This window comes from Neobacillus niacini, assembly GCF_023715415.1.
Lineage (GTDB): Bacteria > Bacillota > Bacilli > Bacillales > Cytobacillaceae > Neobacillus > Neobacillus niacini_C.
In genome coordinates, this window is sequence record NZ_JAMBOB010000003.1 from 486,493 (window position 1) to 502,982 (window position 16,490).

A 16,490-nucleotide genomic window follows, 5' to 3' on the forward strand; every position below is an offset into this window, starting at 1 on the left:
AATAGGTATTTCCACACCTTTCATGGGTAATTTCAGTGATGCAAATAGTTCAAGTGTCCCTAATATTCTTCTACAAAGACAATGATTCTCCTTTTTTATTATGGGAATTTTTAGAAAGTTTAGCATAAAAGAGAAATTAAGTGACTAATATTTGAGTAAAAAAACCCCTTTGAATAATCAAAGGGGCTTTCTTCTTGTAAGAAATAATTGTAACATTTCTGTATTTTCAAAAGATAACAGGCACCAGTATTTATAATACTGTTTTGGATAGTCTCCTAATCCAGTCTTTAATTTTATTATTACCGTAAGTCTTCCCCTTTTTGGATGCCTCCGTCATAGGGGGGATTAGCCTCCAAATAGACCATAAAACTGGAAAACTACCAAAGAAAATGACAACAGCTGGCCATATTGGTGTATTTTCATCGAATCCTCCAATATTCATCCCATACACCCCGGTGACCCCAGTAATCGCAAGAAATAATATTGAAATCATGGTAAAACGGAAGTTAAAAATATAATCTTTCTTTGTATTTTGATAATCGGCAATGGCTGAAATTTGGTCAATTACTTCATCATGAAGGTCTTTAGATTCAAACACTTCCAGGCATTTTTTATAAACATTCATACCCTCCTCATCGTCGGTAATCTGACTGGACCAGCCTTGGACAAGAAAGTCATATAATTGATCGCGAAGATTTAGTACTTGCTCTCGTTTATCTTTTACACCGATTTCAGAGAGTTTCTCAGAAAAGTTCAATAAGACAAATCGTTGCTGAAGGGATAATAAGAAAATATAATAATCCACTGTCCGAAATATTTGCCGTTCTTCCTCCATTGCGGTTTTTAATTCTTCAAATTTATTTACCTCCATTCTATCCTCTGTTTTATCAAAAATAAGCAAAACATTTCCTTTTTTACTGATTCCTATAGTGATATCCTTGTTTACTTCATAGGATATCCTGTTTTGGACTGTCAGCTCATCATCTGATTGGTGAGCTGAATTCCATGTTAAGTGAGAGGATAATTTGAAAAGCAATTCCTTCTTGGCCGATTCAAAATAACGATTGGCACTAATTGTAACATCTGAGTACATGATGCCAGGATGAGACCGATTTAGAGTATGTAAGAATCCGGAAAAATACTTTCTTGTTTCCTTAAATAGCAGTTCTTTCGTCTTTAGACCTTTGCAAAGTTCTTTATTCATTTCCAAGACCATGTCTAAAAAAATGAGGTCTTGGTGGCTTTCTGGAACATCTGCATCCACTGCAAGAAATCCAATTCCATACCGGAATATATGGATGGTTGGGTTGCTAATGTTTACTATCACATTATCACGATTGTGTACCATTTCTATTTCTACTTTTTCGCAGCTAGAAATTACTTCATTTTCAAAATGAAGCAGCAGTGAAAATTGCTCATTCGATGCAAAACTGCCGCTGTACCTGTCCTCACCTATTTGTTGATTAAACAAATATTTCTGGATATAAGGAAGAAAATAATTAGTCTGAAAACCTTCATTGCCATAGTCAACTTTAGTGAGGTGCATGTTTTCATCTAATTTCCGGTAGAATTCCTCAAACTCATTTATACCAAATTGAAATGGATAGAGAATTTTTGTGTGAAATCCCTTTACGACAGGCTTTGTATAATCTAGGACAGTTCGTCTGATTTCGGAAATGGTTAGTAGACTTCCTACCCTCGGCCCGTCAACAATTTGGTAATTATTATTACGGCCATCGAACCAGGGATCTTCATTATCCAGCCAAGCCTCCGGAAATCTTTTTGACTTTCGGGACCGCCATTTATCCTTAAGTTCCTCGTTGAATAACGTGTCCTCTTTTTTTGTTTCTTCAAATTCCAACATTTCAGCTAATCCATAAAGTGAAACGTCAGAAGTGCCGTCCACTGAAATGATTACCCTGTTTGTAGCTGAAATGGCTGCTATGACTTCTTCCCCACCTAATACAAATGATTCAAGAAACTCTTGTTTAGGCGGGTACCTCTTCTTTGGAATAAAAGTAAACGTATATCCTTTTCCTGAAGGAGCATTTACATCAGATCTTGCCCAAAGTTTATCCAATAATGAAGTCGACGGGGCATTCCAAAATAAACCTTCCACTTCACGGGTGCTGCCTTCAAAACACGGCAAACGAATTTTCCTTTTTTCACAAATATTTTCAAGATCATCCAAATACTTTTTATAATCTTCTTCAACCAGTATCTGCTCCATTTGAAAGGGGTGGTCTACCTCAAATAATACCGGGCTTTTGAGCGTTCTTTCCCTTTCAGATAAAAGGGATAGTCTATTCATTATGTATTTAATTAATTCTAATCCCCTCATCAAAATATTGATATGTCCACGGGGCACTGTCTCATCAATGACTTGTGAAATAGAGTATGGTGCTAATGGCCGGTCCGGGTCCAGCTTCATTTTACCGGTATCTATCTCCTCCGCATAATCCGCCAGTTCTTTTGCAAATGGTGGTAGTTTCCGATGCTGCAGATAGTATTGAGCCAAATAAACAGAAGCAAAACAGTCAAAATCTGGGTAAGTATGAACAATAATGGTTACTTTCTCAATCGTATCACTTAAATAATCCAACATTTCAGGAAATGTATAGATAAGTTTCGCTGTGCTAACAATGGATTCATCTTTCCATTTAAAACCATTTTTCATCTGATGGATATCAATAACCCCAGGTTCCAATCGGTTTCCTAAATCTAAGATTAATGTTGAATATCTGTCATAATAATAATGAAAAACATTTTCTTCGTTTGTTAGGACCAATTCATTTGGATTATCCTCTACCTTTACCACTAAACCAGGTGCATAAAATTGATAATCAAATAGAATCTCTCTCGTAATCGTTTGCTGCATGGCAAAATTCCTTCTTTTGTTATATTCTATGTCTATTCTACTAGGTTATTAAAATTTTTCTTTTCAGTCAATGGTTTGATAATAACAAGTTTTTTCATTTTTTTTTTAAAATTATTCAATTTAATAGTGTGAATTCTAAACATTTTAATAGTGCAATATAATACTACTGTAATTTCTGATGGAGACAATCAGAGGTGGGTAAATAGTCTCCACCAAAAATGTTTATTAATAGAAAATATGTCTATATTTAGGAGTGTTACTTTAAGGAATGTCGTTTATTACTACTATCAACTTCTATAACGATATTGAAAAAATTTTTTCAATTGATTTAATCTATCCTAGGACATTTAAAAATTCATTTCCACAATCAGTAATAACTATTAATAGAGAATCATTTGCTGTTATTGATTCTTCACACCATTTAGCCTGGATTTGACCAATCGCTTTGTGGTCGGTAATTCTCTGTTCCCATTCTTTTCGAAACTGCTAGATTGCAACTTTTAGTCATGAAAAAACCTCCTCAAATAAAGAATATTAATTTGAAGAGATTATCTTATGGATTTTTGTTTGTTCATATGTTGGTATAGTTTTACGCTTACTTTTTTTATTCGGTTAATATTTAATGTAAGGTTATTAGTTATTATTTTTAGTATTTACGTTTTTTTGAAGCCAGTGTGGAATCTCAAAATAATTACTGATTAGATTATATCTTTCAATAATTGTTAATCCATCTGGATCTGATATTTTACCATGACGTTGCAACCACCCTAAAACAAGGTGTCCCTCAGGATCATTGTTAATGTTTGCAAGGTCCCCCCACCATTTTACGGCTTGTCCAATGTCATCTACTGTAACTTCACCAACAATATTATCCGCTTCTCTCCAGGCAGAAATCTCTTGTGATTTCCCAATATGATATAGAGCTAGGTTAATATCTCCTAACGAAGTCTTTCTTTTCTCTAATACTTTAAGAACATGAGTCATATTGACATAAATGGAATCGGCAAGTTCATTTCTTCGATACATGTAAAGCAAGCTAATAGCCGAAGAGGTGACCCCCTGCTTGAATAGCTCATAAAAATATTTAGTTGCCTTTTCAAAATTACCTATTTTGTAATACTCCAAACCTAAATTATGTCCAACTTCTAAATCACCAAGCTTATAAACCTCTTCTAAAAGGTGAAATCCTTTTTGAAAGTCAATATCAATAATTTCCCCTTTTAAATACGAATTCCCAAGAAATTCTTTTGCTTCTGTACTTCCTAAATCACTTGCTGCATGTAATAAATTAAATCCTTCTTCAAGATCCTGTCCAAAATATTCACCTTTCACTAAATGGTAGCCAAGTATATACATTGCATTTGCCCATTTGTCTTCAGCATATTTAACAAGAAGCATCTTAGCCTTATCAACATTTTTTGTAAGTCCTTGTCCCAAACATAACCGGTTTATATAGTTGATTAATGCCATTTTATCCTTTTTATCGATTAATTTTTGTAAGAGTTCCTCTCCTCTACTAATATCTTTTGTTAAATACTCTCCATCCAAGAGTAGGTTTGCGTAATAAAATATTGCGTCACTATTATCTTTTTCGACTGCTTTTTCTAAAAGTGCTTTACCTTTTGTCGGCATCTTAGGAATTTTATATTCACCTTCCACTAACATCATTCCAAAGACATAATGTGAAGGAATATAGTCATTTTTAATGGCTTCCTGAAGAAGCCGTTTCCCTTCTTTCACATTCCTTTTAATAATATCTCCTTTAATATATTCAATTCCAAGATTATGAAGTGCTACATTTGAGCCTTCCTCAATTGCTTTATGGTACCATTCTTCTGCCTTGGAAGGATTTAAGGGAAAGTTATACTTTCCATATAAATAGTATTCAGCTAAAATGAGCATTGCTTTCTTTGACTTAAGCTTTGTGGCTTGAAGAAGCCAGTTTTCTCCAACTTCTCGATCCTCTTCCACATACTTCCCAGTTAAATACAATTTAGAAAGAAACAAATTAGATAAAACAAAGCGCTTTTCAGCTGCCTTTTCTAACCATTCCATTCCCTCTTCCTGGTCTTGAGTAAGTTTCTCCCCTTTAATTAGTGCGATTCCAAGTTCATGCATTGCAGGCAAGTGATTCTCTTCAGCTGCTTTCCGAAGCCATTCTTCACCTGCAATAATGTCTAGTGGTAGTCCATTTCCTAAAAGTTGACGACTTCCCAAGATATACATTGCCTGTTTTGAGTTTAAATCATCTGCAGCGATTAATAACCATTCCTTCGCTCGATCAGGGTCTACTTTTCCCACCTTCTGATCCAATAATCGGTTCGATAATGTAATCATAGCCCTTACATAGTCTCTACTTGCCGCTTCCTCTAATATTTCAAACCCTTCCTCAATGTTTTTATCAAGCCCTGCACCATCAATAAGTCGATTTGCTAATATTAAATATGCTCGTTCATCCTCTAATTCAACGGATCTTCGAAGCCATTCTTCACCTTCCTTTTTATTTTGTTCGATAATTTCCCCTTCTAATAATTCAGATCCCAGTGAAATCATCGCAGGTATAAACTCCCTTTCGGCTGCTTGTCTTAGCCACTTCTCAGCTTTCTTCAGATCAACTTTCTTGCCTGATTCATTTAATAAAAGTTTTGAGTACATGTACATTGATGCAACATCATCTGCTTCTGAAAGCACTTGTATACAATATCCATATGCTGGTGATACCAATCCATGCTCCTTCACAATTTCCTTTGCAATAACTTTTAGTTCGGAAATTTTGCCATACTCTTTATACGATGTAATGATATTTTTTACGATTTTAGTGCATGTTGAACTCACTCCATCAATCCAATATGAAAGAAAGTCTGCAATAATTTTTGATTCCAGCTCTTCATCCTCTATCAGCCACTTTGAAACCTCTTGTAGTGCACGAATTAAATCACGATTCCCCAAATAGTTATCCCTTAGGTACTCTGCAAATGCCTTGATACCAATCTTTATTTTTTTCTTACTAGTATCTAGACCATTTATTTGGTAAGCAACAGGGGCTAATACAGTATTTAGTATATTAAAGTTAATATTACGTCCCAGTTTAGATTCCAAATATCCTTGGATTGTCTCAAAGCTTATAGGTGCAACAGGCTCAAACAAAATAAGAAGTGTTAAAATATTTTCTAGTAGCTCAGCATCCATTGACCCTGTTGGATATGAGGTTAACCATTCTTTTTGCTGTCTTTCAAAATAGCTTTTTAAATCATTATTTATATGGACACTTGAGAAATCACCATTTTGTTCCTCAAGACTTTTTGCAATGGCTGCAACGTGAAGTGACCAACCTCCACTCTTACGATACACATCGTCATTAAATTTTTTCTCCTCTGGACCTGCTAAATCACTAACCCCAGTTAATAGGGGAATCTCTTCTCGATTTAGGTTCTGTAGATTATCTGGGTATACAGATAATCTACTTTGATTCTTGATGTATGTATCGATATTTAAGTTGGGGCGAACAGTTAACAAGGCTGAAGCCCCGATTGGTAATCGTTCGGGTAAAAAATTAAAAACCTCTGGGTTACGATTAATTTCGTCAAGTGCATCGATAATTAAAACGATTGGACCATTTTCATCTACGATTCGTTTAATAGCAGAAAAAAGTAAGGATTTGTACTTAATAAGTTCGCTAGACATGTCACTGAAACTTGGATTCATTTCACCAGCCCTATCATAGGCAGGTGAAATATACATTCTTTTATTCATTCGTTCATTAATGGCCATAGGTGTGGTAGCGCTATAAGTAGATTGATTGCTTTTCGCATATTCATCGCCGCTTATTGCATAATTAATATCGTACTCCTCTTCCATTTGCGAATCATATGGAAGCATACTATTATTATGTAAGAAACTATTTTCCTCTGGCAATGCAATCGGATCTAATAGCATTGAGTTTATTTGTGATATAATACATTGAACAATGTCAAATGGACTTTGTATACACTTCCCTAAAATCAAAATAACGCTTGGTAGCCAAGGAGTTTCAACACTTTGTGGATGATCAATTGGGATAGGATTTTTTTGCTGAGACAATAGCCTTTCTGACACCTTCGAACATAGAGCAGTTTTTCCAATACCTTCTATCCCTGTAACCAAATAATATCCTCCGGTTGATCTCAAACCACCAGTTAGCTTGTCTACTATTGCATTCACCTCTTTTTGTCTACCTCTAAAGGTTTTAAGCTTACTTTGATACTCACTTTTCATAATTGAGCACAGGTCTTGGACACTTGGGTCGACCGCTCTCGTGAACAGACCTTGCAAATTAGAATTGATTCTATCATAGTGTTTATGCAATGCAGCAAACATCGTAGCAAGTGCACAAAGCAAATAATTATTCTTAAAAAAACTACTTTGAATTTGAGTTTCATGTGTTTCAAAATCTCGATTTTCCTTGGTAATCCAAATATATCTCTTAATGGGGTCTTTAATCTCTAGGGGACTGTCGAAATTCATTTCAAATTGCTCTAGTAAGTTTAACTCATTAATTGCAGTTGAAAGCATAAATCGTTTCTTATTGTTATTATGTAGTTCAAACCTCTCCGGAATGGAAAAGTACATTATTGCCTTTAGCCACTTTTCAATATCTCCTAGCATATCACTAGCATTGTCAAGATTGTTTATGTCTGATAAAGCATTAATAACCTTCCTTTGAAAGGATAACGTATTACTTAATTTTGGATGCTGTTGACACGCTAGAAAAATACGATCAGCTTGAATCGTAAGTAAACCTAGCACTTCAGGAAGATTTTTATATTCATTACTAACATGCATATCTTTATGAATAATCTCATTAATTTTTTCAACATAATTACTGACTCTATTGTTTATCAAAATATCACCTCATCGAACTATTAAATATATAATTTATAATTTTCAATTTTATGAAAAATTATGTGTTTATTTATGATAGGAAAGTGAACATTATTCTTTATAGATATTCTTAATATACAGTTAGAAGCTCATTTTTATTATACACTTTTATACTAGTTAAAAAACTCTAGAAAAAAATAAATGGTTTTAAGAGATACAACTATGTTGGAGTCAATATAATATCCTAAATATAAAAATAGAATAGACAAAACTAAGATAATAAAAAAATTTTTTTATACTTTATTTTACTTATAAACCTGTATCTATATTGCAATTATGTTTACTAGTTTTCTTTTAATCTCCAATTCTGAGTCAGTTTCATGGACAATTACTGCTTGGTCAGCATATAAACTGTCCGTTAAATATTTTTGTACATGAATGGTGATTCCCTCTTCGTTTGAAGCTAAAAAGGAAAATAGGAGCCTATGTATAGGATAACTTTCCTTTTCATACCTGAATGTTTGTCGAAATTCATTTGGCTTTTCGGTAGGGCCATAAACGGCCCGCTTCTTTTCATAGCCTAAAGACTCTACCACCCTAAACACTTTTTCTTGAAAAAGTGATGGTCCTACTTCAATATAATCTATATCCTCGGGGTCATCACCTGCATGGACATCCAGTCCGGTATGTATAAAAACCTTTGCACTTCCATAAGTAATGGGCGTGTTGAAAGGCAAAGCAATAGAAAAAGGGATATGTACCACTTGCCCAGCCTGCATATGAAAAGGCTGCCCAATAATAAACTTATCCAGCTTCGCTTCAGTCCTGACTAAGGGTTGAGAAGGATTTTTCACATATTCTGATTTAAGGTATAAATACAGATAACCGAGATCTGCTTCGTGAGAACCACTTCTCACTTCTACAACTCCATTTACCTGCTCGCCTACCATATAATGGCTTTTTTCTAATTTAGCCTCAATCGATACATCTTCAAAATTAACACGATGGAGCACTTTTTTATATGCTAACACGCTACTCACCTAACCTTACTATCTTTTACTATTAAATAATCATCTATTTCAACAGAGGTGGGTCATACTTACAAAAAAACTACTGCTATTATACCACTATTCTTCCATTTTTTAACGTTAATATAGCCTTTGAAAAAAGTAAATCATGAAAAAAGCCCCAAACTATTATTTACAAGAGTTTGGAGCATTTCTACCTTCTTTTTGAAACATTACCCAATGGATAATCTAATTATTCAGGCTCAGGAAAAAGACTTTATTATCCTTATTGATTTCACTCCATAAAATCCTCTACCATTTCTTGAAATTGTTCTTCTGTAATTTTCTTTCGATCAACTTGTCTTATTAAACTTTTGATAAAGAGGAAATCATCTTCGTCTGTAATGGTATTTAGCCATTCTTCCTTTAATGCATAGCTATAGGTGATAGAAGGTGTTATGAAATCGGCCATATCAATAACTGTTTCTAAACTTTTCAGTTTTTGTTTGACGATTTCACTGCTTAAATTTGTAAAATCACGTAGATACATAGCATATAGGACGATACTTTTACAAATTAATAGCCGATTATAGGAAATCTGTGGAATGATTTTTATAAGGACATCTAGTATGTCTTCTTTATAGTCTTTGAGAATGGACAAGATCTGGTTATAGGCATGTGTTTTAATTACTTCTGAAATGATGTCATTTTGAATAAAATCGATCACTTTATAAAGATTTTCTTTGTTTACCATTCTTAACATCTCATCCACCATCACAAGGATGAGGTTTTTCTCTTTTTGTTCCTTTATCAGAGTATATAAAGAATCATATTGATGGGTTAAGGTTAAGTTATGGGCGATTTGCCTCATTAACGCTGTAACATTCCATAGATATTCAATGTCTTTTACCATGTCCAAGGCTTTTTTCATTTCATTTTGTTTGCTGTATGCTTTTGCGACTTCACTAACAGCAAATGAGCGATTGTAGCTATTTTCAATTCTTAAGGCCGTTTCCACGGCTTGAGGCATGAGTGTTTGTGTTTTCTTGTCATTACCTAATATGTAGAAATTGGTTGCTACTTGTGCAATTCCCATACTTTTCAAATAGTCATCAGTCAATTGGTTCAACTTCTGCCATTGATCTAAACACTCTTGCTCCGTAAGAGTAGATGGTTCTTGTTGAATAATAGAAGATTGAACATTTGCGATTGATAGATGCTGCACACCTATTTTCCTCATTCTAGTACTGGTGATAAAGTCTTTATATAAATCTAAAGCTTTGCCTATGTTACTAGGTTTAACTTGTTCAGAAATAAGAGTACCCATCACTAATGCCTGCTCGAACACATCCGGAAGTTTACTGCTATATTTCCTTATTTCATCTAATTGATTTCGTCTGGCGAGTTCCACTCCTATACTGCGTAAAATGTATAAACTATTCCAATGATCCTTCGCCTCCATTAACAAATCAAACGCTTCGTCATAATGGCCAAGCTTATTGAGTGTTATCGCAATTGAACGTACGGACGACCGCTTATCACGATAATCAATGGATTGTTTTAATGTTTCAAATGTAAAATCTACTACCTCATCAAACGGTTTGCGAGAATCTTTCATATCGAGAATCAGCGAGCATAATGCGATGATTTGATTCCATGTATCCTTAACATTACTTTTAATTAAAATAAGTGCCTTTTCAAAATTCTGCTGATGGCCTTCATAAATGGCCAGCTCTCGCCATGCAAAGGATTGATCACGAGTATCCTTAATGTTTCTCGTAATTTCTTCAGCCTCTTTTAACCATAATGGTGCACTTTTCTCATCGTTCATCCTTCCCAATAGATTCACAATGGAACACAATGCCTGAACCTTTAAAGCATCCTCTTCTATATCATGCACGAGGGAATAAATTTTCTTTATCAGATTAAGGGATTCTTCATGCATACCAAAATGAAAATATGCTCTCGCCACTTCAAGCTTTGACAAAACCTGAATTGACATATTTGGTATCTGATCAGCAATCTCCAAAGCAGTTGAAAACAGACGCTGTTGACTCAAGAGAGTGACAAAACTTTTTACAATAGGATAATAAGGCTGCGTTAAAAATAGACTGGAAATGATTGAATAATAAATAGGATCCTGTAAATCAAAATCCTTCAATTCATATTCCACATACTCATTGTCTATATTTTGTAAATCACTCCGAATCAAAATTGGATGAATATCGCAACCAATTTCCTTTAGTTGAGCTAGTAACGTTACTCCATATCGAATCGAAAAAAAGTCACACCATTTATATCCAATGACATTCGAATCAGTATGCTCATCCAGATGCTCAAGAATTATCTGCAGGAATTCTTTCTTTCTCTGATTGTCCAACAAGGCTAGATTAAGTGTTTGGTGTAAGAGAATGATATATAGAATAAATTGTTCTGCACCTTTGTATGAAGTAATCTGTTCCAACAGTTTCTCTATCTGTTTTCTATCTTCATTATGGGCTGGATCTACAATCAAGGATACATTGCTCGTAATTTGATTTTGCAGTTCAGCAATACGAACGGCATAGTCCATCTTTCGAATAGGGTTAGAAGCTGCTTTCATAGCATCTAAGAACAGGTTAATACTGTACAAATACTGGTTTGTCCATAAATATTGGGAATCTATATACTCTTGATTTGCTGCCAATTTCTCAAGCTGTTCCTGATCCTTTAAGGAAACAAGATGGGAAGAGTAATATTTCATTGGATAGGTACGGATGGAATCACTATAATAGTTCAGACTTTTCCATTGCGCACAAAATTTCGCTAGTTGGATTTCGGCCTCGACCAAGTTGTCTTTCTTTTTCACTTCTAGATACTCTCGAAAACTATCATGAAAAAGTTGGTAGCTGTACGATTCATTTGGATTTTCAATCAGTACTTCCTGAAGAGTAGAAAACACCTCAGCCATCACGCTATCAGTAAAACCTGCAATTAACTGTAAATGCTTGGAGGAAAGAAAATCCTTTGCCTTCGCCAGTACATAAATCGTCGACAGCACTTCATTTCCATAAGATTCCTTTCGAAACCGCGTTATGATTTCATCATAAAAATCCTCTATCTTAGAGGGCAGCTGATCAATTTGGTAAAGGGAATGGTTATTGCTTTCAATTTCCGAACAAAGTAATTTTAAGTATAATGGGTTGCCTTTTGATTTATCTAAAATGGTCTTTATGTAATCAGGATAATGGATGATTTCATACTTATTTGTAACCTTAAATAATAACCCCCGGATTTCCTCCGTACTAAGCCCATTAAGGGTGATTTTTTGCTTATCGATTGGGTGAATCCGATGGTATAGCTGTTCCACATTCTCGACTGGTCTAGAGCTATAGATAAATAAAATATTTTGATAGGTTTGGGTATTAACATAGGGTAGAAGCTGACTTTGAATCCCCTCATCCAAACCGTCTATACAAATAATTACTTTTCCATTTTTACGCTGCTGCGATATGTACAACAGCCGATCATGAAGGTTGCTATGTTTCTCTTCAATCGTACTTCCGATTGGAATTTTCGTCAGAAAGACCGATTCCAACTGCTGGTTCAATGAATCTAAGAATTTTTCAATCGAGGATGAATTCCTCCGAATGAAGAATTCGATAAAGGTAAATGGCTTTTTTATCTCAATACTTGCTTTATACTTATAATCTTTTAGGATTTTTGCTAGTAAAGCGGACTTCCCAATACCCGGGTTTCCAAATAAAAAGAAAAAGCCCGATGTTTGCGTTTCAATAAAATGCCTTACTGTATCCTGTTCTTCCTGTCTCCCTTGAAAGGATTCAACCAATTCTTCTACATAATCAGCAAAGTGATAACTGGCTCTTTTTTTCCAATCAATGACATTGAGGATTGAGATAAATTCCTCATAAATCTGATCATCCATTAGATGATAGGCATATGGATAATTTAATAACGAGATTTTCTTTTTATTTATTTTTTTTAAATCATTTAAGAATAACAAGGTCGGAACATTCTTGTGGTGAATTACTAAATTCTTAAATGTCATGATAGGAAAGAGCGTTAACAGTTCTCCATGTTCATTAAACAAATAGGTCTGATTCAATGTAACATGTTGACTATTTCGAAAGGTGATAGGGTTCTGTTTAACCCCTCCTAAAGAAATCGGCCGAATCGTCCCATTAACCTTTTGAAAAACAACGATACCCGTATTCGTCAACCACTCAGCATCTAGTAACTTTTCTAAAATAGGTGTGTACCTTTCAATATCTTTTTGACAGGTTTCTTTGTCAGGTGTAGCGCCGTGTGCGTATTTATTCCGAAAATTAACGATATCTGGAATAGTACCTTCAGCACTCTTCATGCTTTGACTGATCATTTGATCCCATTGATAGAAATAGGGAATGAAATGGGGTATAAACATCTTCTCGCTATAGGCAAAATTGGCTCGGATGAAGATGTTCTTTAAAAAAGTTCTATCTTCCCTCTGAATGGGGTTTAGTAATTCAAAATCTTCCCCTTTTCTACTATATAAAGAAAGAAACCGCTGGGAATTCTCCTTGGATAAAGTAGAAAATAGCTGCTGAAATTGATCTTGGTTTAGTTTTTTAGCGATGGTTAAATCTTCGATAATCACCCGGTTAATTACTTGCCATATTCCGAGTGAAGGCGTTCTTAAACCATCCGCAAGTAAACTTTTAATGTCCTCCGAAACATGATTCAAGCGAAAGTAATCACTAATAATATAAGCAGTGTGTGTTTTAATAATGGTCTCAAATAAATCAATCATCCGATGTATCTTAACAAAAGGATGCTGCTCCTGAAGAAATAAGTCCAACACGGAATTAATTTGAAGATGATTGGTCCTTTGTACGTTCAAACTACCTCTTCCCCCTAATTGTAAAACCTCGATATTTTTAATCTACTTTTACTATAAAGTTAGTATTACCACAGTACAACAGCATATTTAGAGATTTCTCACGGAACATCTAGGACCCATTTAAGCCATGTAAAAAGACTGCAATGAAATATGCAGTCTGGTATTACCAGGGTATCTGTTTATTACTTTTTAGTTGTTCTAGAGAGATAATAAAAACACCCAAGCCGCCTAAGAAAAAGCCTAAACAAAATAAACTAGCTGGACTTCCCCAAACTATATCAGCCATTTACTTCCCTCCTCGGAAATTTACAAATATAGTAATATATTACTATATTTTCAATATATTTAGAACTTTTTTGTTCATGAAAGAAAATTTGCAGGCCACGACTTAAAAAACATATTCAGTTACTTGGATGGGTCATTGTAAAAAAACAGCCCTCAATATTTAGAAGGTATTGGGGGCTGCTGACTATTTTCTATCCAGACATATCACTTTCATATGCACTTAAACTCTCGATACATGCAAGTACCTTTTCCTTAAGGTTGTCTTCCACAAACCCAGGAGCTACCTGAATGGCCCCCATCCTATACTTCTGCTGAAAATCCTCTCGAAAATACCTCAACCCTTCCGCCTGCTCATCTTTGGTAGGAGTTAAGATATAAACCTCCAGTACCGCCCTTTTGCCAGTTTCACGATGGATAATGCCATCGCGGTATTTGTGCATTTCGCCAAGTGCCGTACCGAGATTGTCCGGTACACGGTATTTCGGGTCAAAGATCATGATTCCCTTTGCTCCTTCAATCACGATGTCAGGAATCATCCTTTGCGTATATGTCTGAAAGCCCTTTGTATTAAATTGATACGTACGTTGATAATACAAGGAAAGTCCGCCTAGTAGTTGAATTTGACTTTCTTTATTTTCGGCCAATTCCAGAAAAATTCCATTCTTCTTTGTTTGAAATAAGCCGCTCGTATTACACACTAGCCCTGATTCCCTTACTATTTTCACAATCCTCGTAAAACACCACATTTCATACAATTGAAAGGTGTCCTTAAGCGAAATCGGATAATCAAAGCCAACCCCTTCTTGATTATGTTTATGAAGCCTGTCAAACCATTGGTACCAAATGCGGTAAACTGGATGCTTTCGGAATTTCTGCGTTATGGTGTAAGGTCCTGTATTCGCCTTTATTTCCGTGAGAAACGGACTGTTTAGCCACCGCTCCACAACACCACTATATTTTGCAGATTTTGCTGCTATCGCTTTACTTCCGACGCCTTCATATTTTCGCAGTAGCCTGTACAAATCCTGTACCTGCTGCTTTAACACTTGATTCTCGTAAAGGTTAACACTTTCAAGTGACTTATTATTTTGAACATGACTCGGAATATCCTCCCCATGGCCCTTCACATCCAGCCAACGCAATGTTACTTGTTCAGAATGCTTTACTTTTTCCCTTTTCATCATCATGGAAAACTTTTTCAAGCGACGAAACTACATACTTTGAACAAATATACTTTCATTTATAACGTAATTTACTACGACATTATTCTAAGGCTATATGTATAAAGTTAAAAGAAAATAAAGCGCCTTATTAGGCACTTCATTTTTAAACTTGGCGATAGAAGCAATTTAGTAACATAATCATTTTTTCTCCGTTACTTATGATAAGGTTCACTATATAGCTTCTAAATGAGGTTTTTATTTAGATGGTGATTTTATTGAATCAACTAGAGAAGTCCTTTTGATAGGATTTTTCTTTTCAATAAAATTAGAAAGCCAAATGTTGAGTGAAAATACAATGAAATAAGTAAAAAAGGATAAATACAATTTCCAACCCATATAGGTGAAAACATGAAATTTCACTGAAATCCATTCTAACGCAATCGCTACTCCTGACCATAAAATAAGATATATTAAAAGCTTTATACCCTTGGGTTTTTTACGATGATAGAAGTTTACTACAAAGTAAGGAAGAGTAGGATATGTTATAAAGTGCAATAAAATATCAAATAATTCATGTGTATTATGATCGATTGTCATGTAAAAGTCATTTGGTTTTACACTAATGGTAATATCAGCCAACAAAGCAAGAAAGACATTAAAAGTCCAAATGATAGTTATGATAACAGCAGATATGTATCTAGGTAATTTAAACATGAGTGGCCAAGATAAAATTGTGGAAACGATAATAAATATTTCATTTGCATCAAATTGCTTAGGAAGAGGTAACATCATCTCGTTATCACCTCTTTGTTTCTATTAATAAGCTTTTCTAAATAATAGGAGTAAAGGGACAATAAAAAAATAATGAGACTGTATCTCAAATATCCATAAAACACATTCCAATTTAACCATTCTAAATATCCAATATAAACGAAATATTTTTCAATTGAAATTAGCGCTGTTAAAAAGAAGAAAAAATAAATAATTTTACTAAAAAGAGATTTCTTTGAGAACAAAATATACGTTAGCCAAACAAGTAAGGCTGGCTTAAGTGACAACTCAGGAAGTTTTTGTGTCCAAAAAATCAATTGACTTGTTGGATCTTGCTTTGTTAATTTTAAATTTATATTAATAATTACACCTGTATTTGTAATAAGGATATTGGATAATAAATAACACCCCACGACGTTAGTTACGTTCATTTTCTTCATCAAAACGTACAAGGATATAAAAGATAATACTGTTAAAATTAGAAAAAGCCACAATGTTCCCATAATAGTCACCCTCTTCGTCTTTCTGTCCATTATTTTATGCTTAAAATATATAAAATAAACAGTATCTAAAACCTAACGCAAACGAAGAGCTAATCTTTCAATAGGAATATCAGTACAAGCCGAAAATGAGTAAGATATTTTTCA

7 protein-coding genes are annotated in these 16,490 nt (G+C 34.4%); all 7 read right to left on the bottom strand.

Features of this window, described 5'->3' with window-relative positions:
• Positions 1 to 250: 250 nt before the first annotated feature.
• Complete coding sequence (locus M3189_RS08995) at positions 251 to 2,878, bottom strand: hypothetical protein (protein ID WP_251633516.1); 2,628 nt, start codon at positions 2,876 to 2,878, stop codon at positions 251 to 253.
• A 633-nt stretch (positions 2,879 to 3,511) separates the two neighbouring features.
• Entirely contained in the window at positions 3,512 to 7,759 is a 4,248-nt protein-coding gene (locus M3189_RS09000; RefSeq protein WP_251633517.1) for an AAA family ATPase, read from the bottom strand.
• 302 nt (positions 7,760 to 8,061) lie between these two features.
• Positions 8,062 to 8,769 carry a sporulation protein gene (locus M3189_RS09005; protein WP_251633518.1) on the bottom strand — a complete coding sequence of 236 codons (708 nt, stop codon included), beginning with the start codon at positions 8,767 to 8,769 and terminating at the stop codon, positions 8,062 to 8,064.
• A gap of 271 nt (positions 8,770 to 9,040) precedes the next feature.
• Positions 9,041 to 13,624 (bottom strand): ATP-binding protein, encoded by a 4,584-nt coding sequence (locus M3189_RS09010; RefSeq protein ID WP_251633519.1) that lies wholly within the window; start codon positions 13,622 to 13,624, stop codon positions 9,041 to 9,043.
• 163 nt (positions 13,625 to 13,787) lie between these two features.
• Positions 13,788 to 13,910 carry a hypothetical protein gene (locus M3189_RS26915; RefSeq protein ID WP_285889489.1) on the bottom strand — a complete coding sequence of 41 codons (123 nt, stop codon included), beginning with the start codon at positions 13,908 to 13,910 and terminating at the stop codon, positions 13,788 to 13,790.
• A 190-nt stretch (positions 13,911 to 14,100) separates the two neighbouring features.
• On the bottom strand, positions 14,101 to 15,096 hold the full coding sequence (locus M3189_RS09015) for a nuclease domain-containing protein (protein WP_251633520.1): 996 nt from the start codon (positions 15,094 to 15,096) through the stop codon (positions 14,101 to 14,103).
• Positions 15,097 to 15,327: 231 nt separating this feature from the next.
• Complete coding sequence (locus tag M3189_RS09020) at positions 15,328 to 15,864, bottom strand: hypothetical protein (protein ID WP_251633521.1); 537 nt, start codon at positions 15,862 to 15,864, stop codon at positions 15,328 to 15,330.
• Between the last annotated feature and the right edge of the window lie 626 nt (positions 15,865 to 16,490).

Coding starts and splice junctions, on each gene's coding strand:
- M3189_RS08995 (WP_251633516.1), bottom strand. CDS start 2,878: ATGCAGCAAACGATTACGAGAGAGATTCTATTTGATTATCAATTTTAT.
- M3189_RS26915 (WP_285889489.1), bottom strand. CDS start 13,910: ATGGCTGATATAGTTTGGGGAAGTCCAGCTAGTTTATTTTGTTTAGGC.
- M3189_RS09015 (WP_251633520.1), bottom strand. CDS start 15,096: ATGATGATGAAAAGGGAAAAAGTAAAGCATTCTGAACAAGTAACATTG.
- M3189_RS09020 (WP_251633521.1), bottom strand. CDS start 15,864: ATGATGTTACCTCTTCCTAAGCAATTTGATGCAAATGAAATATTTATT.